The organism is Nocardioides sp. Root140 (assembly GCF_001426745.1).
In the GTDB taxonomy this organism is placed as follows: domain Bacteria; phylum Actinomycetota; class Actinomycetes; order Propionibacteriales; family Nocardioidaceae; genus Nocardioides.
Genome location: NZ_LMFI01000012.1, coordinates 209,146 through 231,774 on the forward strand (window position 1 = coordinate 209,146; position 22,629 = coordinate 231,774).

Consider the following 22,629-nt stretch of genomic DNA (forward strand, 5'->3'; position numbering starts at 1 on the left):
AGTTCCGGGTCGCGCAAACCACGGGTCACACGGGCACTCCTAGGCTGGCCCACGTGAACGGTGACGTCGTGGAGATCCCCTCCGGACTGCGCGCGCAGGCCCGGCTGGGCGACGCGTGGGCCGACTGGCTGGATGCTCTGCCCAGACTGGCCGCCGAGGTGCTGGCCGAGTGGGACCTGACGCTCGACGGACCGTCGATGCACGGCTTCTGCTCCCTGGTCCTGCCGGTGCGCACCGTGTCCGGGCTGCCCGCGGTGCTCAAGCTGCACACGGACGCCGACGCCGAGGAGTCCGACCACGAGCACCTGGCCCTGCAGCACTGGCACGGTCATGGAGCGGTGGCGCTGCTGCGCGCCGATCCGCGGCGCCGGGCGATGCTCCTCGAACGGCTGCATCCCGAGGACCTCACCGACCTCTGGGACCTGGAGGCCTGCGAGGTGGTGGCCGGCCTCTACCGGCGGATCCACGTGCCGGCACTCCCACAGCTGCGCTCGCTGACCTCGTTCGTCGGCCGGTGGAACGACGACCTGTCGCGGCTGCCGCGCAACGCCCCGATCCCGCGGCGGCTCGTCGAGCAGGCCACGGCGCTGGGGAAGTCCTTCGTCGACGACCCTGCCAGCACCGACACGCTGATCCACGGCGACCTCCACTATGAGAACGTCCTGGCCGGCGATCGTCAGCCCTGGTTGGTGATCGACCCGAAGCCGATGAGTGGCGACCCGCACTACGAGGTCGCTCCGATGTTGTGGAACAGGTGGGACGAGATGGTCGCGGGCGGTGACCTGCGCGACGCCGTACGCCGGCGCTTCCACACGCTGGTCGACCACGCGGAGCTCGACGAGGAGCGCACTCGCGACTGGGTCGTCGTACGCATGGTGCACAACGCGATGTGGGCGGTGCAGGACGCCGAGCGTGCCGGCGGCCCGCTCACCGCTGGGGACCGGGAGTGGATCACCCAGTGCGTCACGCTCGCCAAGGCAGTCCAGGACTGACGCGGACGACTGGTTGACTGGCTCCATGACACGACCGGTCACCCTCGTCACCGGCGGCACGCGCGGGATCGGTGCCGCCACGGCCCTGCGACTCGCGGCCGACGGCCATGACCTGGTGCTGGGCCATGCCCGCGACGAGGTCGCCGCGTCGGAGACTGCGGCGGCCGTGCGCGAAGCGGGTGCCTCCTGCACAGTGGTGCGCGGCGACCTCACCACCGATGACGGCATCGATGCCTTGTTCGCGGCCGCCACGTCCGGGGCCGGTCCGCTGACCGGCGTGGTCAACAACGCCGGGGCGACCCTGCACATCGCGCCACTCGCCGAGACCCCCGTCGACGTCGTACGTCGCAGCATCGAGCTCAACCTGACCGCCGCGATCCTCGTGGCCCGAGCGGCCGTGCGCGCCCTCGGCCGTTCGTACGGCGGGGCAGGAGGCGTGCTGGTCAACATCGGCTCCGGCGCGGCGACCCTCGGCGCGCCGGGGGAGTACGTCCACTACGCGTCCGCCAAGGCGGGCATCGACGCGTTGACGGTCGGCCTGGCGCAGGAGGTGGCCGCCGACGGGGTGCGGGTCGTGGCGGTGGCTCCCGGCCTCGTCGACACCCGCATCCATGCGGACGCGGGTGATCCCGGCCGGCTCGAGCGGGTGGGAGGGCGTGTGCCGTTGGGCCGGGCTGGAACACCCGACGAGATAGCCGAGGCCGTGGCCTGGCTGCTCTCCGACGCCGCGTCCTACGTCACCGGCACGACCCTGCGGGTCGCCGGTGGTCGCTGACCGCGCCGGTGCAGCCGGCCGTCCGCGCGGGGCACTGCCTGATTCATGGGCTTTTGCGCCCATTGTGCGACTGGTGGGCGGGATCGCGTGCGCGAGGTGCCTCGGTGATCTAGGTTACTGGTACGTACACGAGGGTGGGTCGTGTCAGACGACCGCGCCCGCACAGCCGAACCATCAGGAGTGAGATGCCGATCAACTACGACGCATCGTTCGTCGAGACGATGCCCCGCAACGTTGCGGTGCAGTTCCTCGACAGGGTGGAGAAGTCGTCGGCCAGTGAGGCATACCGCTTCCCGGTCGGCGACAACTGGGAGTCCGTCACCTGGCAGCAGGTGGGCGACCGCGTGTCCCGTCTCGCGGCAGGCCTGATGGCACTGGGCATCGAGCCCGAACAACGCGTCGGTATCGCCGCAGGCACCCGCTACGAGTGGATCCTCGCCGACCTCGCCGTGATGTGCGCTGGTGCCGCCACGACGACGGTCTACCCGTCGACGAACGCGGCCGACACGGCGTACATCCTCAGCGACTCGGAGTCGCGCGTGGTCTTCGCGGAGGACGACGACCAGGTCGCCAAGCTGGTCGAGCACCGCGCGGAGCTGCCCCACCTGGCCAAGGTGGTCACGTTCGACGGCACCGCCGACGGCGACTGGGTGATCGACCTGGCCGAGCTCGAGCGGCTCGGCGCAGAGTTCCTCGAGGCCAACCCCGCAGCGGTGACCGACCACGCTGCGGCCATCGACCCCGAGCAGCTCGCCACCCTGATCTACACCTCCGGCACGACGGGCCGGCCCAAGGGCGTCCGCCTGCGCCACCGGGCCTGGGTCTACGAGGGTGAGGCGATCGCCTCCCAGGACATCCTTCACGAGGACGACCTGCAGTTCCTGTGGCTGCCGATGGCCCACTCGTTCGGCAAGGTGCTGCTCTCGACCCAGCTGGCCTGCGGCTTCCCGACCGCGGTCGACGGCCGGGTCGACAAGATCATCGACAACCTGGCGATCGTGAAGCCGACCTTCATGGGTGCCGCCCCGCGCATCTTCGAGAAGGCCTACTCGCGCATCGTCACCATGCAGGCTGCCGAGGGTGGCGCCAAGGAGAAGCTGTTCAAGAAGGCGTTCGCGGTGGGCCTCGAGGTCGACCGGCTCAAGCGCGAGGGCAAAACGGTCCCGTTGACCCTCAAGCTCCAGCACGGGCTGTTCGACAAGCTGGTGTTCAGCAAGGTCCGTGACCGGTTCGGTGGCCGGGTCCGGTTCTTCATCTCCGGTTCCGCGGCGCTGAACCGTGAGGTCGCCGAGTGGTTCCACGCCGCGGGCATCACGGTGCTCGAGGGCTACGGCATGACCGAGAACGCGGCCGGCGCCACGGTCAACCACCCCGACCAGTACAAGTTCGGCTCGGTGGGCGCGCCGTTCCCGGGCAGCGAGGTGAAGATCGCCGAGGACGGCGAGGTGCTGCTGCGCGGCCCCCACGTCATGGAGGGCTATCACAACCTCCCGGAGGCCACCGCCGAGGCGCTCACCGAGGACGGCTGGCTGCACACCGGTGACATCGGGGAGCTCGACGACGACGGCTTCCTCAAGATCACCGACCGCAAGAAGGACCTCTTCAAGACCTCCGGCGGCAAGTACATCGCGCCGTCGGCGATCGAGTCGCAGTTCAAGGCGATCTGCCCCTACGCCAGCCAGTTCCTGGTGATCGGCAACGAGCGCAACTTCGTCTCGGCCCTGGTCACCCTCGACCCCGACCAGATGACCGACTGGGCCGCCCAGAACGGCAAGGAGGGGGCTTCCTACACCGAGGTCGTCACCAGCCCCGAGGCCAAGGAGATGGTCAGCGGGTACGTCGACGAGCTCAACGGCCGCCTCAACCGCTGGGAGACGATCAAGAAGTTCAAGATCCTCGACCACGACCTGAGCATCGAGTCCGGCGAGCTGACGCCGTCGATGAAGGTCAAGCGCAAGGTCGTGGAGGACAACAACAAGGAGCTCATCGCGTCCTTCTACGGCTGAGCCTGGGGCTCTGTGCTCCGGCACTGGCAACGCACAGCAGGCACACAGGTCGACCGGCTCTGATGGGTGTCGGCGGAGAGATCCGCCGACACCCATTCGGCATTTCCTGGAGGCGGTACGACGATGAACCCGGTGCACGACGACGGCGAGCGCGACGGCCATGACCATGCCCACGACGAGGGCCTGTCGCAGGACCTCGGTCGCATCGTCGAGAGCGGAAGGCGGCCGATGGCGCGGCGCGGTGTACTCGCCCTCTTCGGCGCAGTGGGCGCCGCGGGTCTGGTGGCCTGCGCCGAGGGGTCGGACAAGACCGTGGTCAGCGGCACGGAGTCCGCGGCGCAGGGCGGGCCGCCGGCAGGCGGGGCGCCACCGGCCGGTGGCGGTGCGGACTCAGGCGCCGACGTCGCCGAGGGGGAGATCCCCGAGGAGACCAACGGCCCCTACCCGGCCGACGGCACCAACGGCGTCAACGTGCTCACCGAGAGCGGCGTGGTCCGCAGCGACATCACCAGCAGCTTCGGCAGTGCGTCGGGTGTCGCCGCCGGCGTACCGCTGACCCTCAAGCTGAAGGTCTACGACCTCGACGGCGAGGAGATCTCGGCGCTGGCCGGCGCGGCCGTCTACGTGTGGCACTGCGACCGCGACGGCAACTACTCGCTCTACTCCGAGGCCGTCTCCGAAGAGAACTACCTGCGCGGCGTCCAGGCGGCCGACGAGTCGGGCAACGTCACGTTCACCACCATCTTCCCGGCCGCCTACATGGGCAGGTGGCCGCACATCCACTTCGAGATCTACCCATCCCTCGACGACGCCACGAGTGCGTCGAACCGCCTGCGCACCTCGCAGCTCGCCTTCCCCGAGGACGTCTGCGACGAGGTCTACGCGAACGCGGACGGCTACGGGACGAGCGCTTCGAACATGGAGCAGACGCCTCTCGACCAGGACAACGTGTTCTCCGACGGCCACTCGTTGCAGATGGCCAAGGTCACCGGCTCGATGGAGAAGGGGTATGTGGCCACGCTGAATGTCCCGGTTTGAGCCACCCGGTGATTGGATGGGCGGGTGCCCTCAGCCCTGCCTCCCGGAGACCCGGCTCCCGCCGACGGCCGGCTCCCGGAATTGGCGCTGGCCGGGGCCGCCGACCGCCCGTTCGGCGTCTACGTCCACGTGCCGTTCTGCACGGTGCGTTGCGGCTACTGCGACTTCAACACCTACACCGCGACCGAGCTGGGTGAGGGCGTCACGCGTGCGACGTACGCCGAGTCGGCGATCGCCGAGATCCGCCAGGCGCGCGCCGTGCTCGGCGACGTCGACCGTCGCGTCGACACGATCTTCTTCGGCGGCGGTACGCCGACGCTGCTGCCCCCGGCCGACCTGACCGCCATCGTCGCGTCGATCTCCGCCGAGTTCGGTCTGGCCGACGACGTCGAGGTCACGACGGAGGCGAACCCGGACAGCGTGGCCCTGTGGGACCTCGAGGCCCTGCGTCACGGCGGGTTCAACCGGCTTTCGTTCGGCATGCAGTCGGCGGTGCCACATGTGCTCAAGACCCTCGACCGCACCCACGACCCGTTGCGAGTCCCGGCGGTGGTCGACTGGGCCAGGCAGGCCGGCTTCGACCAGGTCAGCCTCGACCTGATCTACGGGACGCCGGGGGAGTCGGCAGCCGACTGGCAGGAGTCGCTCGACGCCGCGCTGGCGTGCCGCCCCGACCATGTGTCGGCGTACTCGCTGATCGTGGAGGAGGGCACGGCGCTGGCCCGTCGGGTGCGCCGGGGGGAGGTGCCGATGACCGATGACGACGACCACGCCGACAAGTACCTCGCCACCGACGCGGCCCTGTCGGCGGCCGGACTGGGCTGGTACGAGGTCTCGAACTGGTCGACCGGCGTCGACACGCGATGCCGGCACAACATGCTCTATTGGCAGGGGGCGGACTGGTGGGGCGTCGGCCCCGGCGCGCACTCCCACGTCGGCGGGGTTCGCTGGTGGAACGTCAAGCACCCGGCGGCGTACGCCGAGCGCATCTCCCGAGGAGTCAGCCCGGCGCTGGCCCGGGAGGTCCTCGACGACGAGACCCGCCGGGTCGAGCGCGTGCTGCTGGAGATCCGGATCCGCGACGGACTGTCACTCGACCTGCTCGACGACCAGGCCCGCGCGCTGCTGCCCGACCTGCTCGCCCGCGGCCTCATCGAGCCGAACCCACTCGACCCGAACCCACTCGACCAGGGCCCACACGACCCGGGGCGTCTGGTGCTGACCCTGCAAGGCAGGCTGCTGGCCGACGCCGTCGTCCGCGACCTCATCTGACCAACCGTGCATTCTTGATGCGCGAACCGTGGATTCTTGCGCCTCGAACCCGCAGTCCTTGACGTCCGAACCTGCAGTCCTTGCGGTCTGGCGCCAGGCAGCGACCTCAGGGAGCGGTCACGAAGTCGATCAGCTCCTCGACCCTGCCGAGCAGAGCCGGGTCGAGATCCTGGAAGCCGCGCACCCCGCCGAGGATGTGCTGCCAGGCGCGGGCGATGTCGGTCTGGTTGCGGTGCGGCCAGCCAAGCTGCTGGCAGACGCCGTACTTCCACTCGATGTTGCGCGGCACGTCGGGCCACCGGGCGATGCCCAGCCGCTCGGGCTTCACCGCCGCCCAGACATCGATGAACGGGTGGCCGACGATGAGCACGTGCTTGCCGACCGGGGACTTCGCGATCGACTGGGCGATCCGGCTCTCCTTCGAGCCGCGGACGAGGTGGTCGACGAGAACGCCGACCCGCCTGTCCGGTCCCGGCTTGAAGTCGCGGAGGTGCTCGGACAGGTCGTCGACGCCGCCCAGGAACTCCACGACCACGCCCTCGATGCGCAGGTCGTCACCCCACACCTTCTCGACCAGCTCGGCGTCGTGGCGGCCCTCGACGAAGATGCGACTGGCTCGCGCCACGCGGGCCTTCGCGCCGTGTACGGCGACCGACCCGCTCGCCGTACGCGTCGGCTTGGCGGGAGTCTTCAACCGGGTCGGCCGGGTAAGGATCACCGGCTTGCCCTCGAGCAGGAACCCGGGGCCGAGCGGGAACGTGCGGCGCTGGCTGCGGCGGTCCTCGAGCGTCACCGTGTCGATGTCGCGGTCGACGGCCACGATCTCGCCGCACCAGTCGGTGGTGATCTCCTCGACGACCAACCCGGTGTCGGCCTCCACCTCGGTGGCGCGGCCGTTCTTGGGCGCGCCCCAGTCGGTGTTGAGCACGTCTGATCCGTAGCGGTCGTTGGGGGAAGACACCCTGCGAACGCTAGCCCGATCAGATCAGCGGGAGCCGCTTCGACGCGCGGGGGAGTTGCTCGTACCCGCGAGCGACGGCGTGCCGCAGCGCTTCGTGTGGCCAGGGCCACTCGCCCTCGGCCAGCGCCTGGCTCGCGGGGATGCCGCGCCCGGCGAGGTCGCGGATCGTCTCCGCGACGACGCCGATCCCACCGCGTTGCTCGTGCACGAAGTCGAGGTCCACGACCGCCCCGTGGCCCGGTACGACGACCGTCTCGTCGGTCATCAGCGATATGACGAGGTCCAGCGAGGTGGGCCAGTCCATGGGCCACGAGTCCTCGCCGTACGCCGGTGGCGCGGACTCCTCGAGGAGGTCGCCCGTGACCACGACGTTCACATCCGGCACGCGCACCACGATGTCGCCGGCGGTGTGGCCGCGACCGGGGTGGAGCAGCTCGACCTGTCGATCTCCCAGGTCGACCACGCGCGCGGACGAGAACGTGTCGGTGGGCACCACGACGGGGGAGGCGTCGATCTCCTCGCTCCGCTCGCCGTCGTACGCCGGCCGGTCGTCGCGGAAGCGCTCGAGTGCGGCCGCCGTCTCCTCGTGCGCATGGATCGGGAGGCCGTCGAAGAGCGAGTTGCCGAGCACGTGGTCGAAGTGCTCGTGCGTGTTGACCACGGCGACCACCTCACCGAGGCGTCGTACGGCGTCCAGGGTGCCGCGCATCTCGCGCGTCGAGGCAAGGGTGTCGACGACCACGAGGCCGGTGGTGCCACCGATCACCGTGACGTTGACGTCGAACCACTCGTGGCGCGCGACCCAGACACGATCCGCGACCTCGACCAGGGGAGTAGCCATCCGGCCAGACTAGGACGTGGCCCGCGGACGCCGTACGGCCGTGCCGCGTCACCGCAAGAATCACCGGCTCGCACACCAACAACTGCAGGCTCGTGACACAAGAATCCACGGCTCGCGCATCAAGAATCCACGGTTCGCGGGAAGGGTCAGCAGAGGTCGCTGTGGAGGTGGGCGCTGAGCAGGCCGGCCAGCTCCTCGGGGTTGCGGGCCGGCACCGGGAAGGCGATCTCGCGCGAGTGCGAGCCGGAGGCGTCGATCCACCGGAGGCTGACGCCCGCGGGACGCAGGTCGGCCAGGGTGACGCCGGCCAGCTGGCCCAGCGGCGTGCCCGTGGCGAGGGCGACCGCCCGGAGCAGCTCGTCCTGGTGGCACTCGTTGGCATGCTGCGCGCAGCTGTGCAGGTAGCCGCGGTTCAGGCGGTGGGCCGGGTGCCGGAACTGCGAGGTCGGCACGGTGAGGTGGCGCTCGGGGTGGCCGCCGCCGGTCAGGACGAGCGAGACCATCCCGATCTCGAGCGTGACCACTCGCAGTGTGTCCTCGTGGCAGCACTCGCCCTGGACCCGCAGGGTGCCGGCCAGGACGACGTGCGAGCGGACGTCGTTGTCGGCGTCGAGTCGGCCGGTGACCCGCAGCAGGGCGTTGCGGTTCTCGCCCGCAGCCCGGTCGACGGTGCAGCCGAACGGCGCGAAGAAAGTAGGCGTGCCCGCGTCGTCGTGCAGTGAGACGCCCTCGTCGAGGTCGTACTCGGCGCCCTCGACCACGAGGCTGACGCCTTCGGGGCAGGACAGGATGCTGCGGGCGTGGGCGGCCAGGCTGGCCGGGTCGGGCGACGGGCTGGTGGTGGTCATGGACTCGCTCTCTACTTGAAACTTAGGGCAGCCTAACCTAATGAACGTGGGGTGACCAGACCCTCACGGCACGGCTTCGGCGTTCGCGGGGCCTGCCGAGTAGCATTGGCACTCGTAAAGTCGGAGTGCCAGCATCGAGGAGGACGACCATGGTCGAGGACCGCCGCCTTGCCGTGCTCCGGGCGATCGTCGAGGACTACGTCTCGACCGAGGAGCCGGTCGGTTCGCGTGCCCTCGTGGAGCGGCACCAGCTCGGTGTCTCGCCGGCCACGGTCCGCAACGACATGGCCGCGCTCGAGGAGGAGGGGTTCATCACCCAGCCCCACACCAGCGCCGGCCGGGTGCCCACCGACAAGGGCTACCGCCTCTTCGTCGACCGACTCACCACGGTCAAGCCGATGAGCGCCGCCGAGCAGCGCGCGATCGCATCCTTCCTCGAGGGCGCGGTCGACCTCGACGATGTCGTGCAGCGCAGCGTGCGACTGCTGGCCCAGCTGACCCGCCAGGTCGCGGTCGTGCAGTACCCGACGCTGAGCCGCAGCACCGTGCGCCACGTCGAGATCGTCGCCCTGACCCCCAACCGCCTGCTGCTGGTGCTGATCCTGAGCACCGGTCGCGTCGAGCAGCGCGTGCTCGACCTCAACGGCGACCTCGGCGACGACGACCTCCAGAAGCTGCGCACCCTGGTCAACCGGGCTGCCATCGGCGAGGTCATCGCCGACGCGGCCCTGGCCCTCGACGACGTCGTCGACCAGCTGCCGCCAGCCGGCCGGCCCGTGGCCACGGCCGTCGTCGCCGCGCTGGTCGAGGCGATGTCCGACCACCGCTCCGACGCTCGCGTCGCCGTCGGCGGTACGGCGAACCTGGCCCGCTTCGGCGACGGTTTCGACACCACCATCAGACCCCTTCTCGAGGCGCTCGAGGAGCACGTCGTGCTCCTGAAGCTCCTCGGTGAGGCCGGCGACGGCGACGCCGTGACCGTCCGCATCGGACACGAGGGCCCCTACCAGGAACTCGCCACCACCAGCGTGATCGCGACCGGCTACGGCCCGCAGGAGCAGGCCTTGGCCACCCTCGGCATCGTCGGTCCCACCCGCATGGACTACCCGGGCACCATGGCCAGCGTTCGCGCCGTGGCCCGCTACGTCTCGCGGATCCTCAACGAAGCGTGACCCACTCGATCATCACCACCACGAACCAGAAGGACTCATGAGCCAGGACCTCTACGAACTCCTCGGCGTGTCACGAGACGCGGATGCGGACGCCATCAAGAAGGCCTACCGACGGTTGGCCCGACAGCTGCACCCCGACGTCAACCCCGACCCCGAGACCCAGGAGAAGTTCAAGGAGGTCTCGCTGGCCTACGAGGTGCTCAGCGACCCCCAGAAGCGTGCGGCGTACGACCGCGGCGGCGACCCCTTCGGCGGCGGCATGGGCGCCGGCGGGTTCGGCCAGGGCGCCGGGTTCTCCTTCACCGACATCATGGACGCCTTCTTCGGTGGCCAGGGCCAGGCCGGCCAGGGTGGTCGTGGACCGCGACCACGGATGCGCCGCGGCCAGGATGCCCTGATCCGCCTCGAGATCGAGCTCGCCGAGGCGGCCTTCGGGGTCACCCGCGAGCTGAAGGTCGACACCGCCATCCAGTGCGAGGCCTGCCACGGCGACGGTGCCGCGCCGGGCAGCAAGCCGATCACCTGCGAGACCTGCCGCGGCGCGGGAGAGGTCGCCCACGTGCAGCGCTCGTTCCTGGGTGAGATCCGCACCCTGCGGCCCTGCGCGGCCTGCCGCGGCTTCGGCACGATCATCCCCGACCCCTGTCGCGAGTGTGCCGGCGACGGGCGCGTGCGCTCGCGCCGCAGCCTCACCGTGAAGATCCCGGCCGGGGTCGACGTCGGCACGCGTGTCCAGCTCAGCGGCCAGGGCGAGGTCGGCCCGGGCGGTGGCCCGGCCGGCGACCTGTTCGTCGAGATCCACGTCGCCCCCCATCCGACCTTCACCCGCCACGGCAACGACCTGCACTGCACGGTGACGGTGCCGATGACCGCGGCCGCGCTGGGTGCCTCCCTGACCCTGCCCACGCTCGAGGCCGACCTGGCCGGTGACGACTCCGACGTCGAGACCAGCTTCGCCCTCGAGATCCGGCCCGGCACCCAGTCCGGCGCCACCCAGACGCTCAGTGCACGCGGGGTTCCCGGCCTGCGCAACGTCGGCCGCGGTGACCTCATCGTGACCGTGGTGGTCGACACCCCGACCCGCCTGGACCCGCGCCAGGAGGAGCTGCTCCGCGAGCTCGCCGCCCTCCGTGGCGAGGAGACCCCCGACGGCAGCGTCCAGGCCACCCACAAGGGCGTCTTCGGTCGCCTCCGCGACGCCTTCAACCACTGATGTCGCTGCCCGTGCACCTGGTGGCCACCCTCGCGGGTGTGGCCGCAGGTGACGTGGTGGAGATCTCCGGCGACGAGGCCCACCACGCGGTCGCCGTACGCCGGCTCCGGGTCGGGGAGCAGGTCGTGCTCACCGACGGTGCTGGTACGTCGGCCCGCGGAGTCGTGGCAACCACGGGCAAGCGGGTGTTCACCGTCGAGGTGGCGGAGCCGCGCCACGAGGAGCGTCAGGCCCCGTCGGTCACGGTGGTCCAGGCCCTGCCCAAGGGTGACCGCGGAGAGCTCGCAGTCGAGGTGCTCACCGAGATCGGCGTCGACGTGATCGTGCCGTGGGCAGCGTCCCGGTCGGTGGCGGTGTGGCGTGGTGACCGCGCGGCCAAGTCACACGCGAAGTGGACGGCCACGGCACGCGAGGCGGCCAAGCAGTCCCGGCGCGCCTGGTTCCCGACGGTGGCGCCGCTGGCCACCACCGAGGACGTCGCCGCCCTGCTCGGCGAGGCCGAGGTGGCCGTCGTGCTCCACGAGGGCGCCACGGAGCCCTTGTCCGCGATCTCTGTGCAGGGGAGTGTCACCATGGTGGTGGTGGTCGGTCCCGAGGGTGGCATCAGTGACGAGGAGCTCGCTTCCTTCGAGGCCGCGGGGGTTCGCCCCGTGCGACTGGGACGCGAGGTCCTGCGCACCTCCACCGCCGGGCTGGCCGCAGTGGCCGCGTTGTTGGCGGGCACTGACCGTTGGTCGTGACCGGAGGAGGGTTTGAATGGGGGACGCACTCGGGGAGAACCCCGATGTGAGGCAGCACGGACTCGGTGATGCTGGAGGCATGAGTGTGATGAAGCGACAGCTGCAGGGGCTGGTGCGCAAGACCCTGCTGCGTCTGATGCCGGCCCAGACCATTGACCTGTCCCGGCTCGACAAGGTGCCCGACGCACTCGGCTGGCCCCTGGCCCGCAACGGCTTCGACCCCCAGCCCCGCCTCGCCGAGACCCGCAGCGAGGCCCCTGTCCATCACCTCACCGCCCTGCTGGGGATGAACGTGTGGCTCGTCACCGGGCTCGACGAGGGCCGCGAGGTGCTGATGGATCCGACGGCGTACAGCACCGACATCCGCCCGTACGTCGGCAAGCGCGGCGCGTCCGACGGCGACATCGGCGGTCTCGGCTTCACCGATCCGCCCGACCACACGCGGCTGCGCAAGCTGATCACGCCCGAGTTCACGATGCACCGGCTCGAACGCATCCGCCCGATGGTGACCCGCATCGTCGAGCAACAGCTGGACGAGATCGCCGCGCGTGCCCGCGATCAGGAGGTCGTCGACCTCGTGCCGACCTTCGCGTTCCCCGTGCCGTTCCTGGTGATCTGCGAGCTGCTCGGGCTGCCCGACCACGACCGCGAGATCTTCCGCGGGCTGGGCAGCGCCCGGTTCGACGTCACCGAGGGTGGCTACGGCACGCTCGGGGCCATCTCGGACTCGCGGGAGTTCCTCAAGGAGGCCACCCGCCGGCAACGCGCCGAGCCCGGTCCGGGCCTGATCGGCCAGATCCTTCGCGAGCACGGCGACGAGATCAGCGACTACGACCTGGCCGGGCTCGCCGACGGGGTCTTCACCGGCGGCATGGAGACCAGTGCCGGCATGCTCGCGATGGGCACGGCCGTGCTGCTCGGCGACCGCACCACATGGGAGCGGCTGCGCGACGACGACGAGTCGGTGAACCCGGTGGTCGAGGAACTGCTGCGCTACCTCTCGGTGGTGCAGGTGGCGTTCCCGCGGTTCGCCAGGCAGGACATGACCGTGGGAGGCAACCGGGTGCACAAGGGCGACGTGGTGCTGGTCTCGGTCCCGGGCGTCAACCGCGACCCGGTCTTCGGCGACGCGCCCGACGCGTTCGACCCGACCCGGCCGGCACACGGCCACCTGGCCTTCGGCCACGGCCTGCACCGCTGCATCGGCTCCGAGCTGGCCCGCATGGAGCTGCGGACCTCCTTCCCCGCGCTGGTGCGCCGCTTCCCCCAGATGCAGCTGGCCGACTCCGACCTCGGCTTCCGGCACAGCTCTCTGGTGTACGGCGTGGAGCGGGTGCCGGTGATCCCCGGACCGGAGTCACGAGGCAAGTAGCGCCTCGACCCGCGCGGCCTCCGCGTCGAGCTCCTGCTGCTCGGCACGGGTCAGGTCACGGAACAGCTCGAACTCGAGGGCGTCGTCGACGACCCGCCACAGCCCCTCGAGCATGCCGTCGACGAAGACCGTGTTCGCCATCCCGCCGTTCGGTCCCATCCAGCGCTTGCGGTTGAGGGTGGTGGTCACGCGATCGCGCGCAGCGTGGGAGAGCCACACGTTGTCGTACTGTCCGAGCAGGCGCACCGGCGCCGCCGCCTCAGCGTTCACGATCGGCGCTCCCTCGACGTCGAACAGTGCCCGGCCGTTCTCGTCGGTGTGCCGCACGAGGTCGTCCATCCCGGCGACCACCGGACCGAGCCGGGTGATGCCCGACCAGGCGGTCACGTCGGCAGCGGTGGCCGGCCCGAACGCGCGCACGTAGCGGCGGACGATCGCCGGGGGATCGGGCTCGACCAACGATCGCTCCAGCCACCGGTCGACGTACTGGTAGACGACTCCGCCCGCCTGTTGCCAGCAGCCGCGCGGAGGCAGCTGGGCCAGGGGAAGGTCCACGCGGGCCAGGTTGGTCAGGGCGGTCGGCGGCACGCCGGGGAAGCGCTCCTCGAGGCGAAGTCCGAGCTCCTTGCCCGAGAGTGGAGCGTCGGCGAGCAGCTCGGAGACGGCGGTCGCGAACTCACCTGCGTCGAGGTGCAGCGCGGACGCGGTGTTCTGGCTGGCGGCGCGTTCGCGGTCCTGGCGCGGCTGCGTCCACTGCCGCAGCGACAGCGCGTCGTCGGGCACCAGGAGGTGCACGGTGCCGCGCATCGTCAGCAGCCGGACCAGAGCCTTCGTGGTCAGGCCGGCGCTCACGTCGTACGGGTCGAAGCCCTCCAGACGTGCGGCCAGCGAGAGGTACGGCGGCAGGTTGGCCTGGGCCTGCAGGCCGACCAGGTGCGCGACCATCGCCGGGACCGGCATCGTCGTGCGCTCCAGCAGGTGCTGGCGAGCCAACAGGGTGCGGTTGAGGTCGCGTGGCGTGAGCTGCACGACCCCAACCTAGGCGTTCACTTGACGACGATGGTCTTCGTGTCGACGTCCGGCCCGTTGCCCTCGGCACCACCGGTGGGGTCGTCGTTCATCGCCTTGAAGGTGTACTCGCCCGGGGCCAGGCCGCTGACGTCGACCTTCACCTTCCAGGGGAACAGGCGATCCATGCCCCAGCCCTCGGCGGTGCCGAAGCCGTCCTTGACCACCTTGTCGCCCTTGAGCACCTGCCACTGGACGTTCGACTCGAAGCTGTTGTTGACGCCGGTGGCGGTGAACGACCCGGACACCTCGGCTCCCTCGACGGGCGCCGTCACGTTCATCAGCGAGAGCGTGTCGAGCACGTCGGCGTTGGCGAGGGGCTCCGAGGTGGGTACGCCGAGGACGGTGTCGCTGTGCTCGCCGTCGAGCAGGATCTGGACGGGCAGTCGACCCTTGCCGACGGCGGCCTGTGCCGTGTAGACGAGCTGCTCGATCGCCAGCTGGGCGTCGCGCTCGCTCATGCCGTCGGGCCGGTCGTGCAAGGGCGTGCCACCCTCGAGAAGGGGTACGACGATCACGTCGCCCTGCATCGTCTCGGCCGTGGTGTCGACCTTGGTGCCGTCCGGCCACGGCTGGCGGTAGTCGGGATCCATCGGGGTGCCGCTGACGGCCATCCCGAGGGCGGCCTCGACATTGCTCTGCCCGGATCCCGGTCGCAGCTTGGTGAACTCGCGGAACAGCACGCTGCCCCCCGGGCCGTCACCGATGTAGTAGACCGGCACGGTGACGAGTACCGCCGGTGGGTCGGCCGGGTCGGTCTCGCCCTCGGTCGTGAAGGCCGACGGGTCCTCGACGGTGACGTCGTCGGTCGCACCATCGGTGGTGCCGGCCGACGAGCTCCCGGCCGGGCCGGGGTCGGCGGAGTCACCGTCGCCGAAGTTCCCGGCGAACGCGATCGCGGTGATGACGGCAGCGGTGGCGACGATGGCGCCACCGGCGCCGTAGATCCAGGGTCGGCGAGTGCTCATGCTGGTCACCTTCGTTCGGTTGCGGATGGACTCGAGCCCGTCTGCGGGCTCCACGTCGGAGACCGCGTCGGAGATCAGCTCCCGGAGCGGGTCGTTCTTCTCGGGGCGGTTCATGAGTGGTCCTCCAGGAGTTCTCCGAGGTGCTGGCGCAACGACTCGGCGCCACGCGACGCGTGGCTCTTCACGGCACCGCGGCTGATGCCGAGGGTGTCCGCGATCTGTGCTTCGGTGAGATCGAGGTAGTAGCGCAGCGCGATCACCTCGCGCTGGCGTCGGGGGAGTGCGGCCACAGCGTCGAGGACGCTCTCGCGCCGCGCCTGCTCGAGGGCGTGCTCGTCGGCGCCGGGGGCGAGGGGCACACCGCGGTGGCGTTCGACCTCGAGGTGCCGGTCGACCACCTTGCGGTGCCTCAGGACCGACCGCGACCGGTTCACCACGGCCTGGCGCAGGTAGGCGAGGCCCTTCTCCGGCTCGCGCAACCTGCCCCACCGCCCGTGCATCGCGACGAACGCGTCCTGGACGATCTCCTCGGCCGTGCCGGTGTCACGCACCAGCAGCACCGAGAGGCGGACCAGCGAGCGCCAGTGGGCGGCGTACAGCTGCTCGACCGCGGAGTCGGCGTCGCCGGGCCGGCCGTCGCCGGTCACTGGGCGGTCCGTCGTCGTCGGAGGTGCATGGGTCATCACGCTAGTGGCACGCGCAGGTCGCTCCGCCGGTTTACACGCCGGGGGCCCTTCATTGCTCGCGGCGCCACCTCTAGTGTGGCCTGCATGAGTGCACCCGTTCCCCCTGACGACTGCATCTTCTGCAAGATCGTGGCCGGCGACCTGCCCGCCGAGATCGTGCACGCCACAGATCTCACGGTCGCCTTCCGAGACCTGCAACCGCAGGCGCCGACGCACTTCCTGGTCGTGCCGCGCAGCCACTACGAGAACGCCGCGTCGCTGGCCGACCACGAGCCGGCGGCGTTGGCCGAGCTGTTCACCACTGCCCGCGAGGTCGCCGAGAAGGAGGACCTGCCCGGCTACCGCGCGGTGTTCAACACCGGGGCGGCCGCGCAGCAGACGGTCTTCCACGCCCACCTGCACGTGCTCGGCGGGCGCGACCTGACCTGGCCCCCGGGCTGACGGTCGCGTACGGCGGCCGGCGCTGACGGCGCTGGTCAGTCCGCGCTGACGACCGAGCCGGACAGGAGCCCGAGGAGTCGGGTGACCTCGTCGGCGACGGCCGTGCGCCGGCATCAACGCGGAGATGGTCAGCAGCGCCCAGCGGGTCAGCGTCGTCGCGGGATCGCACAAGCTCGGCAAGGTGGCGCTGGCCCGGATCTGCGACGCCAGCGCGATCTGCCAGCTGATCACCGATGACGCCGCCGATGCCGAGGCCGTGGCAGCCCTGTCGCAAAAAGCCGGTGTGACCCGGTGCTCGCCGCGCCGTAGCATGGAGTCCTCATGACAGACACCCAGAGCGAGTCCGGCTCCCGCGGCCCGACCACCAAGCACACCGTCGTCGTGCCGTCGAGCGTCAACATGGTCAGCCTGCTCGGGCCCAACGACGAACACCTGTCCCTGATCGAGCGCGCCTTCGAGGCCGACGTACACGTGCGTGGCAACCAGGTGACCCTCCAGGGCGCACCGGCCGAGATCGCGCTCGTGGAGCGACTCCTCGAAGAGCTGGTGACGATCATCCGCACCGGTCAGGGCATCACCGACGAGACCGTCGAGCGGGTCGTGTCGATGCTGCGCGCCGAGACCACCGAGCGCCCGGCCGACGTGCTCTCGCTCAACATCCTGAGCAACCGCGGCCGCACCATCCGGCCCAAGACGCTGAACCAGAAGCGCTACGTCGACTCGATCGACAAGAGCACGATCACCTTCGGCATCGGCCCGGCCGGCACCGGCAAGACCTACCTGGCCGTGGCCAAGGCGGTGCAGGCACTGCAGTCCAAGCAGGTCAACCGCATCATCCTCAGCCGACCCGCCGTCGAGGCCGGCGAGAAGCTCGGCTTCCTCCCCGGCACGCTCACGGAGAAGATCGACCCCTACCTGCGGCCGCTGTACGACGCCCTGCACGACATGCTCGACCCCGAGCTGATCCCCAAGCTGCTCGCCGCCGGCACCATCGAGGTGGCGCCCCTGGCGTTCCTGCGCGGCCGGTCGCTCAACGACTCGTTCATCATCCTCGACGAGGCCCAGAACACCACGCCCGAGCAGATGAAGATGTTCCTGACCCGGCTGGGCTTCGGCTCCAAGATCGTGGTCACCGGCGACGTCACCCAGGTCGACCTGCCGTCCGGCACCAAGTCCGGGCTGCGCATCGTCGAGGGCATCCTCGACACCGTCGACGACATCTCGTTCAACCGGCTCACCGCCCACGACGTCGTGCGTCACCGGCTGGTCGGCAAGATCGTCGCGGCCTACGAGACCTTCGACGCCCGGGACTCCGCGCGGAAGGACCAGCACCGGTGACCATCGAGGTGCTCAACGAGTCGGGTCACGAGCTCGACGTACACCAGCTGTCGATGCTGAGCCGGTTCGTGATGGACCAGATGCGGGTGCACCCGCAGGCCGAGCTCTGCATCAAGGCCGTCGACGAGGCGACCATCGCCGAGCTCAACGCCCGCTGGATGGAGAAGGACGGCCCCACCGACGTGCTGGCCTTCCCGATGGACGAGCTGCGTCCCGGCCTGGTCAACGAGGAGCCTGAAGAGGGCGTGCTCGGCGACCTGGTGCTGTGCCCCGAGATCGCCGGCAAGCAGGCGGTCACGGCTGGGCACTCACGGGACGCCGAGATCGAGCTGCTCACCGTGCACGGCATCCTCCACCTCCTCGGCTACGACCACGCGGAGCCCGAGGAGCACAAGGAGATGTTCGGTCTCCAGGACCGGCTCCTCGCCGAGTGGCGTGCCCAATGACCAGTGGCGATCTCTGGCTGCTGGGTTCAGCAGCCGTCCTCGTTCTCCTCGCCGGTCTCCTCTCGGCCGCCGACGCCGCACTGTCCAGCTTCTCGCGCGCCCGCGCCGAGGAGATAGCCGCTGAGGGCAAGGCCGGTGCCAAACGGGTGCTGGCGATCCTCGACGACCCGGCCCGCTACCTGAACACCACGCTGCTGCTGCGCATCCTGTGCGAGGTCTCGGCGATCGTGCTCGTCACCCGGCTGGTCTCGGGCAGCGTCGATGCGTCGTGGGCCAGGATCCTGATCTCGATCGGCATCATGCTGGTCGTCTCGTTCGTCGCGATCGGGGTCGCGCCGCGCACTCTCGGCCGCCAGCACGCGATCACCGTCGCCCTGCTCTGCGCCGCGCCGATCCAGTGGGTCACCCGCATCCTCGGCCCGATCCCGCAGCTGCTGATCCTGATCGGCAACGCGCTCACGCCCGGCAAGGGGTTCAGCGACGGACCGTTCTCGACGGAGACCGAGCTGCGTGAGCTGGTCGACATGGCCGAGGCCTCCAGCGTCATCGAGGACGGCGAGCGCAAGATGATCCACTCCGTCTTCGAGCTCGGTGACACGACTGTCCGCGAGGTGATGGTGCCCCGCAACGACGTGCTGTACGTCGACCGCAACAAGAACCTGCGCCAGACGATGTCGCTGTTCCTGCGCAGCGGCTACTCCCGCATGCCGGTCGTGGGGGAGAACCTCGACGACATCGTCGGCTTCGCCTATCTCAAGGACGTCAGCAAGCGGGTCTTCGACAACGCTGACGCAGAGACCACCGAGCGCATCGACCAGCACCTGCGCCCGGTGCACTGGGTGCCCGACAGCAAACCGGCGGACGACGTGCTCTCCGAGATGCAGGCCCGCCGCCAGCACATCGCCGTGGTCGTCGACGAGTACGGCGGCACGGCCGGCATCGTCACCATCGAGGACGTCCTCGAGGAGATCGTCGGCGAGATCACCGACGAGTACGACGAGGGCGAGATCCAGATCGAGGTGTTCGAGGACGGCAGCACCCGTGTCTCCTCGCGCTACCCGGTCGACGACCTCGACGAGCTGTTCCCCGGCTACGTGCAGGTCGAGGAGGACGTCGACTCGGTCGGTGGTCTGATGGCCAAGGAGCTCGGCCGGGTCCCGATCCCGGGTTCGGTCGTCGAGTCGCACGGCCTGCGCTTCGAGGCCGAGGAGTCGGCCGGCAGGCGCAACCGCATCGGCACGGTGCTGATCAGCAAGGCCGAACCACCGCCCGGGAGGGCCGACGCCGACGACTACGCTGAGCCGCATGCCTGACCTCGCCCCCGAAGACGCCAAGCTCGTCACCCTGGCCCGCGCCACGCGCGCCCGCACCCGCGCCACGGAAGGCGCCGCCGTGCGCGACACCGACGGACGCACCTACGCCGCCGGCTCGGTCGACCTCCCGTCGCTCAAGCTCTCCGCGATCCAGGTGTGCGTGGCGATGGCCTCCTCGTCGGGATCGGCCGGCCTCGAGGCCGTCGTACTCATGCGGGACGGTGGTGCCGACGGTCCCGCCTCCGCGGCCGATCTCGCGGTGGTCGAGGAGTTCGCCGGCCCCGGCGTCCCCCTCCACCTCGTCTGATCCCTCCGATACTCCCTGACGTTCCGGTCCACTTCCGGGGATACTCCCTGACGTTTCGGCCCTGCCGAGGGCCGAAACGTCAGGGAGTATCGGGCTTGGAGGGCCCGAACGTCAGGGAGTATCGGGAATACCCCTTGGTGAGTGCAAGCAGTGAGGCGCTACCGTGTTCCTGTGACCATCGTGCGTGGGTGGGAGAACCACCGGGAGGCCGTGGAACGTCTGCTGGCGTCGTACGCCGCGATTCCTGAGCGCGCCCCCGTGCGGCTCGCGAAGAGCACCTCGAACCTGTTCCGGCCCCGCTCCAGCACCAGCGTGCCGGGCCTCGACGTGTCCGGGCTCGACGGCGTGATAGAGGTCGACGTCGCCAACCGCACCGCCGACGTGCAGGGCATGTGCACCTACGAGCACCTCGTCGAGGCGACCCTGCCGCACGGCCTGATCCCGCTCGTCGTGCCGCAGCTGCGCACGATCACGCTCGGTGGAGCGGTCACCGGCCTGGGCATCGAGGCGACCAGCTTCCGCAATGGCCTGCCCCACGAGTCGGTCGTCGAGATGGACCTCCTCACCGGTGACGCCGAGGTGATCACCGCGCGCACCGACAACGAGCACGCCGACCTCTTCGCCACTTTCCCCAACTCCTACGGCTCGCTCGGCTACGCCGTCCGGCTGAAGATCGAGCTCGAGGAGGTGCCCGGGTTCGTCGCACTCCGCCACGTCCGCTTCGACGACGCGGCCCAGCTGGGCAAGGCGATCGAGACCATCGTCGAGTCCGGCGAGTGGGAGGGCGAGAGCGTCGACGGACTCGACGGCGTGGCCTTCGAACCGGGCGAGCTCTACCTGACCCTGGCCCGGTGGAGCGATGCCGCGACCGGCGAACCGAGCGACTACACGGGCAGTGGCATCTACTACCGCTCCATCCAGCAGCGGCAGCGTGACGTGCTGACCATGAACGACTACCTCTGGCGCTGGGACACCGACTGGTTCTGGTGCTCGGGCGCGTTCGGGCTGCACAACCCGCGGATCCGCCGGCTCTGGCCGCGCCGTTGGCGGCGCTCCGACGTCTACCACAAGCTGGTCGGCCTCGACCGCCGCTTCGGCATCGCCGACCGCCTCGACCGCCGGGCCGGACGGCCCCGTCGCGAACGCGTCATCCAGGACGTCGAGGTCCCCGTCGACCGGCTGCCCGACTTCCTCCACTGGTTCGACGAGGCCGTCGGCATGCGCCCCGTGTGGCTGTGTCCGCTGCGGTTGCGTGGTGCCGGCACCCGCTGGCCGTCGTACCCGCTCGAGCCCGGCACGACCTACGTCAACGCCGGATTCTGGGGCACCGTGCATGTCGGCGACGACGCCGACGACGCTCCCCGGAACCGCGCCATCGAGGCGAAGGTGCACGAGCTCGGCGGGCACAAGTCGCTCTACTCCGAGGCGTTCTACGACCGAGCCACCTTCGACCGGCTCTACGACGGCGCCAACCTGGCCGCCGTGAAACAGCGTTACGACCCACACGACCGACTCACCTCTCTCTATGACAAGGCGGTGCAACGCCAGTGAGCATGACCGACTCCGTGACCATCGGGCAGGCCATCGATTCCCTTCTCCACGACGGTTCCCCGGTGCGCTTCAGTGCGTACGACGGCAGCGTCGCCGGACCACCTGACGCGAAGATCGAGCTGCATCTCAAGAACGAGCGCGGGCTCTCCTACATCATGACCGCGCCCGGCGACCTCGGCATGGCCCGCGCCTACGTGATGGGCGACCTCGAGCTCCGCGGAGTGCATCCGGGCGACCCCTACGAGGCGATGGCGCTGCTGGTCAACCACCTGAAGTTCCGCCGACCCAGCGTCAGCGAGGCGCTGCGTCTGGTGCGCGGACTGGGCATCGACAAGCTGAGGCCGCCGCCGGTGCCGCCGCAGGAGCACCTGCCGCGCTGGCGTCGCGCCTTCGAGGGCCTGCGCCACTCGATGAACCGTGACGCCGAGGTGATCAAGCACCACTACGACGTCTCGAACCGGTTCTACGAGATGGTGCTCGGTCCGTCGATGACCTACACCTGCGCACTCTTCGAGACCCCCGAGGCGACCCTCGAGGAGGCCCAGGCCGCGAAGTACGACCTGATCTGCCGCAAGCTCAACCTCCAACCCGGTCAACGCCTGCTCGACGTGGGCTGTGGCTGGGGAGGCATGGTGCGCCACGCCGCACGCGAGTACGGCGTCAAGGCGCTCGGCGTGACCCTCTCGCTCGAACAGGCCCAGTGGGCCAAGGAGGCCATCGATCGTGAAGGGCTCGGTGACCTGGCCGAGGTGCGACACCTCGACTACCGCGAGGTCATGGAGACCGGTTTCGACGCGGTCAGCTCGATCGGCCTGACCGAGCACATCGGGGTGAGGAACTACCCGTCGTACTTCACCTTCCTGCGCGAGAAGCTGCGCCCGGGCGGGCGACTGCTCAACCACAGCATCACGCGCCCGCACAACCGGCCGACCGAGACCGGGGCGTTCATCGACCGCTACGTCTTCCCCGACGGCGAGCTGATCGGCTCGGGCACGATCGTGGCCGCCGCCCAGGACGCCGGACTCGAGGTCCAGCACACCGAGAACATCCGCGAGCACTACGCGCTGACCCTCGCCGGATGGTGCCGGAACCTCGAGGCCAACTGGGACGAGTGCGTCGCCGAGGTCGGCGAGGGCACGGCCCGGGTGTGGGGCATCTACATGGCCGGTTCGCGGATCGGGTTCGAGCGCGACGAGATCGAGCTGCACCACGTGCTCGCCACCCGCAACGACGAACGCGGCGCAAGCGGCTTCCCGCTGCGTCCCGACTGGATCGCCTGAA

At 70.1% G+C, this 22,629-nt stretch carries 23 protein-coding genes; 17 read left to right on the plus strand and 6 right to left on the minus strand.

The features are described 5' to 3' along the window. Positions 1 to 53: 53 nt before the first annotated feature. The 5 genes from ASD30_RS21080 (at position 54) to hemW (ending at position 6,083) form a co-directional block, all read left to right on the plus strand. The gene (locus tag ASD30_RS21080; RefSeq protein ID WP_056686649.1) at positions 54 to 992 is read left to right on the plus strand and encodes an aminoglycoside phosphotransferase family protein; all 939 of its coding nucleotides are present in this window, start codon (positions 54 to 56) and stop codon (positions 990 to 992) included. Between the two features lie 25 nt (positions 993 to 1,017). Continuing rightward, positions 1,018 to 1,767: an SDR family oxidoreductase gene (locus tag ASD30_RS21085; protein WP_056686652.1), complete on the plus strand. Its 750-nt coding sequence runs from the start codon at positions 1,018 to 1,020 to the stop codon at positions 1,765 to 1,767. A 185-nt stretch (positions 1,768 to 1,952) separates the two neighbouring features. Next, on the plus strand, positions 1,953 to 3,773 hold the full coding sequence (locus ASD30_RS21090) for an AMP-dependent synthetase/ligase (protein ID WP_056686655.1): 1,821 nt from the start codon (positions 1,953 to 1,955) through the stop codon (positions 3,771 to 3,773). Between the two features lie 123 nt (positions 3,774 to 3,896). Further along, the gene (locus ASD30_RS21095) at positions 3,897 to 4,811 is read left to right on the plus strand and encodes an intradiol ring-cleavage dioxygenase (protein ID WP_056686658.1); all 915 of its coding nucleotides are present in this window, start codon (positions 3,897 to 3,899) and stop codon (positions 4,809 to 4,811) included. A gap of 24 nt (positions 4,812 to 4,835) precedes the next feature. Then, the gene (gene hemW, locus ASD30_RS21100) at positions 4,836 to 6,083 is read left to right on the plus strand and encodes a radical SAM family heme chaperone HemW (protein WP_082564050.1); all 1,248 of its coding nucleotides are present in this window, start codon (positions 4,836 to 4,838) and stop codon (positions 6,081 to 6,083) included. A 106-nt stretch (positions 6,084 to 6,189) separates the two neighbouring features. Here the strand turns inward: hemW and ASD30_RS21105 are convergent, their stop codons facing one another. The 3 genes from ASD30_RS21105 to ASD30_RS21115 all read right to left on the minus strand — a co-directional run bounded on the left by ASD30_RS21105 (position 6,190) and on the right by ASD30_RS21115 (position 8,733). Further along, the gene (locus tag ASD30_RS21105) at positions 6,190 to 7,044 is read right to left on the minus strand and encodes a DUF3097 domain-containing protein (RefSeq protein ID WP_056686665.1); all 855 of its coding nucleotides are present in this window, start codon (positions 7,042 to 7,044) and stop codon (positions 6,190 to 6,192) included. A 19-nt stretch (positions 7,045 to 7,063) separates the two neighbouring features. Beyond that, positions 7,064 to 7,885, minus strand: a complete 822-nt coding sequence (locus ASD30_RS21110; protein ID WP_056686669.1) for an MBL fold metallo-hydrolase — start codon at positions 7,883 to 7,885, stop codon at positions 7,064 to 7,066. Positions 7,886 to 8,031: 146 nt separating this feature from the next. After that, the gene (locus ASD30_RS21115) at positions 8,032 to 8,733 is read right to left on the minus strand and encodes a hypothetical protein (RefSeq protein ID WP_056686672.1); all 702 of its coding nucleotides are present in this window, start codon (positions 8,731 to 8,733) and stop codon (positions 8,032 to 8,034) included. A gap of 149 nt (positions 8,734 to 8,882) precedes the next feature. Between ASD30_RS21115 and hrcA the strand changes: the two genes are divergently transcribed. The 4 genes from hrcA to ASD30_RS21135 all read left to right on the plus strand — a co-directional run bounded on the left by hrcA (position 8,883) and on the right by ASD30_RS21135 (position 13,230). Then, positions 8,883 to 9,905, plus strand: coding sequence for a heat-inducible transcriptional repressor HrcA (gene hrcA / locus ASD30_RS21120; RefSeq protein ID WP_056686675.1), 1,023 nt, complete (start codon positions 8,883 to 8,885; stop codon positions 9,903 to 9,905). Between the two features lie 37 nt (positions 9,906 to 9,942). Further along, entirely contained in the window at positions 9,943 to 11,118 is a 1,176-nt protein-coding gene (gene dnaJ, locus ASD30_RS21125) for a molecular chaperone DnaJ (RefSeq protein WP_056686678.1), read from the plus strand. Beyond that, on the plus strand, positions 11,118 to 11,858 hold the full coding sequence (locus ASD30_RS21130) for a 16S rRNA (uracil(1498)-N(3))-methyltransferase (RefSeq protein ID WP_056686681.1): 741 nt from the start codon (positions 11,118 to 11,120) through the stop codon (positions 11,856 to 11,858). Before dnaJ ends, ASD30_RS21130 begins: the two co-directional genes overlap by 1 nt. 79 nt (positions 11,859 to 11,937) lie before the next feature. Beyond that, positions 11,938 to 13,230, plus strand: coding sequence for a cytochrome P450 (locus ASD30_RS21135; protein ID WP_082564051.1), 1,293 nt, complete (start codon positions 11,938 to 11,940; stop codon positions 13,228 to 13,230). Here the strand turns inward: ASD30_RS21135 and ASD30_RS21140 are convergent. The 3 genes from ASD30_RS21140 to ASD30_RS21150 are packed head-to-tail and all read right to left on the minus strand — an operon-like array spanning position 13,216 to position 15,949. Continuing rightward, on the minus strand, positions 13,216 to 14,259 hold the full coding sequence (locus ASD30_RS21140) for a winged helix DNA-binding domain-containing protein (protein ID WP_056686687.1): 1,044 nt from the start codon (positions 14,257 to 14,259) through the stop codon (positions 13,216 to 13,218). The two genes, ASD30_RS21135 and ASD30_RS21140, sit on opposite strands and share 15 nt — an antisense overlap. A gap of 17 nt (positions 14,260 to 14,276) precedes the next feature. Next, a complete protein-coding gene (locus ASD30_RS21145) occupies positions 14,277 to 15,380 on the minus strand; it encodes a Gmad2 immunoglobulin-like domain-containing protein (protein WP_056686690.1) in 1,104 nt (367 codons plus the stop codon). Further along, positions 15,377 to 15,949, minus strand: a complete 573-nt coding sequence (locus ASD30_RS21150; protein WP_056686693.1) for a SigE family RNA polymerase sigma factor — start codon at positions 15,947 to 15,949, stop codon at positions 15,377 to 15,379. Before ASD30_RS21150 ends, ASD30_RS21145 begins: the two co-directional genes overlap by 4 nt. A gap of 87 nt (positions 15,950 to 16,036) precedes the next feature. Between ASD30_RS21150 and ASD30_RS21155 the strand changes: the two genes are divergently transcribed. The 8 genes from ASD30_RS21155 to ASD30_RS21190 all read left to right on the plus strand — a co-directional run bounded on the left by ASD30_RS21155 (position 16,037) and on the right by ASD30_RS21190 (position 22,628). Continuing rightward, positions 16,037 to 16,393, plus strand: coding sequence for a histidine triad nucleotide-binding protein (locus ASD30_RS21155; RefSeq protein WP_056686697.1), 357 nt, complete (start codon positions 16,037 to 16,039; stop codon positions 16,391 to 16,393). A gap of 124 nt (positions 16,394 to 16,517) precedes the next feature. Next, positions 16,518 to 16,718, plus strand: coding sequence for a hypothetical protein (locus ASD30_RS21160; RefSeq protein ID WP_056686700.1), 201 nt, complete (start codon positions 16,518 to 16,520; stop codon positions 16,716 to 16,718). Further along, positions 16,715 to 17,731, plus strand: a complete 1,017-nt coding sequence (locus ASD30_RS21165; RefSeq protein ID WP_056686703.1) for a PhoH family protein — start codon at positions 16,715 to 16,717, stop codon at positions 17,729 to 17,731. Before ASD30_RS21160 ends, ASD30_RS21165 begins: the two co-directional genes overlap by 4 nt. Further along, on the plus strand, positions 17,728 to 18,177 hold the full coding sequence (gene ybeY / locus ASD30_RS21170; RefSeq protein ID WP_056686706.1) for an rRNA maturation RNase YbeY: 450 nt from the start codon (positions 17,728 to 17,730) through the stop codon (positions 18,175 to 18,177). The genes ASD30_RS21165 and ybeY overlap by 4 nt, the downstream gene beginning before the upstream one ends. Beyond that, positions 18,174 to 19,490 (plus strand): hemolysin family protein, encoded by a 1,317-nt coding sequence (locus ASD30_RS21175; protein WP_056686709.1) that lies wholly within the window; start codon positions 18,174 to 18,176, stop codon positions 19,488 to 19,490. Before ybeY ends, ASD30_RS21175 begins: the two co-directional genes overlap by 4 nt. Further along, positions 19,483 to 19,797, plus strand: a complete 315-nt coding sequence (locus ASD30_RS21180; RefSeq protein ID WP_056686711.1) for a hypothetical protein — start codon at positions 19,483 to 19,485, stop codon at positions 19,795 to 19,797. Before ASD30_RS21175 ends, ASD30_RS21180 begins: the two co-directional genes overlap by 8 nt. A 171-nt stretch (positions 19,798 to 19,968) precedes the next feature. Next, positions 19,969 to 21,348, plus strand: a complete 1,380-nt coding sequence (locus ASD30_RS21185) for an FAD-binding oxidoreductase (protein ID WP_082564052.1) — start codon at positions 19,969 to 19,971, stop codon at positions 21,346 to 21,348. Between the two features lie 2 nt (positions 21,349 to 21,350). Then, entirely contained in the window at positions 21,351 to 22,628 is a 1,278-nt protein-coding gene (locus ASD30_RS21190; protein ID WP_056686714.1) for an SAM-dependent methyltransferase, read from the plus strand. The last annotated feature ends 1 nt before the right edge of the window (position 22,629 follow it).

Bases quoted from the DNA above. Each gene is read 5' to 3' on its own strand.
- ASD30_RS21085 (WP_056686652.1), top strand. From the start codon at position 1,018: ATGACACGACCGGTCACCCTCGTCACCGGCGGCACGCGCGGGATCGGT.
- ASD30_RS21090 (WP_056686655.1), top strand. From the start codon at position 1,953: ATGCCGATCAACTACGACGCATCGTTCGTCGAGACGATGCCCCGCAAC.
- ASD30_RS21095 (WP_056686658.1), top strand. From the start codon at position 3,897: ATGAACCCGGTGCACGACGACGGCGAGCGCGACGGCCATGACCATGCC.
- ASD30_RS21110 (WP_056686669.1), bottom strand. From the start codon at position 7,885: ATGGCTACTCCCCTGGTCGAGGTCGCGGATCGTGTCTGGGTCGCGCGC.
- ASD30_RS21115 (WP_056686672.1), bottom strand. From the start codon at position 8,733: ATGACCACCACCAGCCCGTCGCCCGACCCGGCCAGCCTGGCCGCCCAC.
- hrcA (WP_056686675.1), top strand. From the start codon at position 8,883: ATGGTCGAGGACCGCCGCCTTGCCGTGCTCCGGGCGATCGTCGAGGAC.
- dnaJ (WP_056686678.1), top strand. From the start codon at position 9,943: ATGAGCCAGGACCTCTACGAACTCCTCGGCGTGTCACGAGACGCGGAT.
- ASD30_RS21130 (WP_056686681.1), top strand. From the start codon at position 11,118: ATGTCGCTGCCCGTGCACCTGGTGGCCACCCTCGCGGGTGTGGCCGCA.
- ASD30_RS21135 (WP_082564051.1), top strand. From the start codon at position 11,938: ATGAGTGTGATGAAGCGACAGCTGCAGGGGCTGGTGCGCAAGACCCTG.
- ASD30_RS21145 (WP_056686690.1), bottom strand. From the start codon at position 15,380: ATGAACCGCCCCGAGAAGAACGACCCGCTCCGGGAGCTGATCTCCGAC.
- ASD30_RS21150 (WP_056686693.1), bottom strand. From the start codon at position 15,949: ATGACCCATGCACCTCCGACGACGACGGACCGCCCAGTGACCGGCGAC.
- ASD30_RS21155 (WP_056686697.1), top strand. From the start codon at position 16,037: ATGAGTGCACCCGTTCCCCCTGACGACTGCATCTTCTGCAAGATCGTG.
- ASD30_RS21160 (WP_056686700.1), top strand. From the start codon at position 16,518: ATGGTCAGCAGCGCCCAGCGGGTCAGCGTCGTCGCGGGATCGCACAAG.
- ASD30_RS21165 (WP_056686703.1), top strand. From the start codon at position 16,715: ATGACAGACACCCAGAGCGAGTCCGGCTCCCGCGGCCCGACCACCAAG.
- ASD30_RS21175 (WP_056686709.1), top strand. From the start codon at position 18,174: ATGACCAGTGGCGATCTCTGGCTGCTGGGTTCAGCAGCCGTCCTCGTT.
- ASD30_RS21180 (WP_056686711.1), top strand. From the start codon at position 19,483: ATGCCTGACCTCGCCCCCGAAGACGCCAAGCTCGTCACCCTGGCCCGC.
- ASD30_RS21190 (WP_056686714.1), top strand. From the start codon at position 21,351: ATGACCGACTCCGTGACCATCGGGCAGGCCATCGATTCCCTTCTCCAC.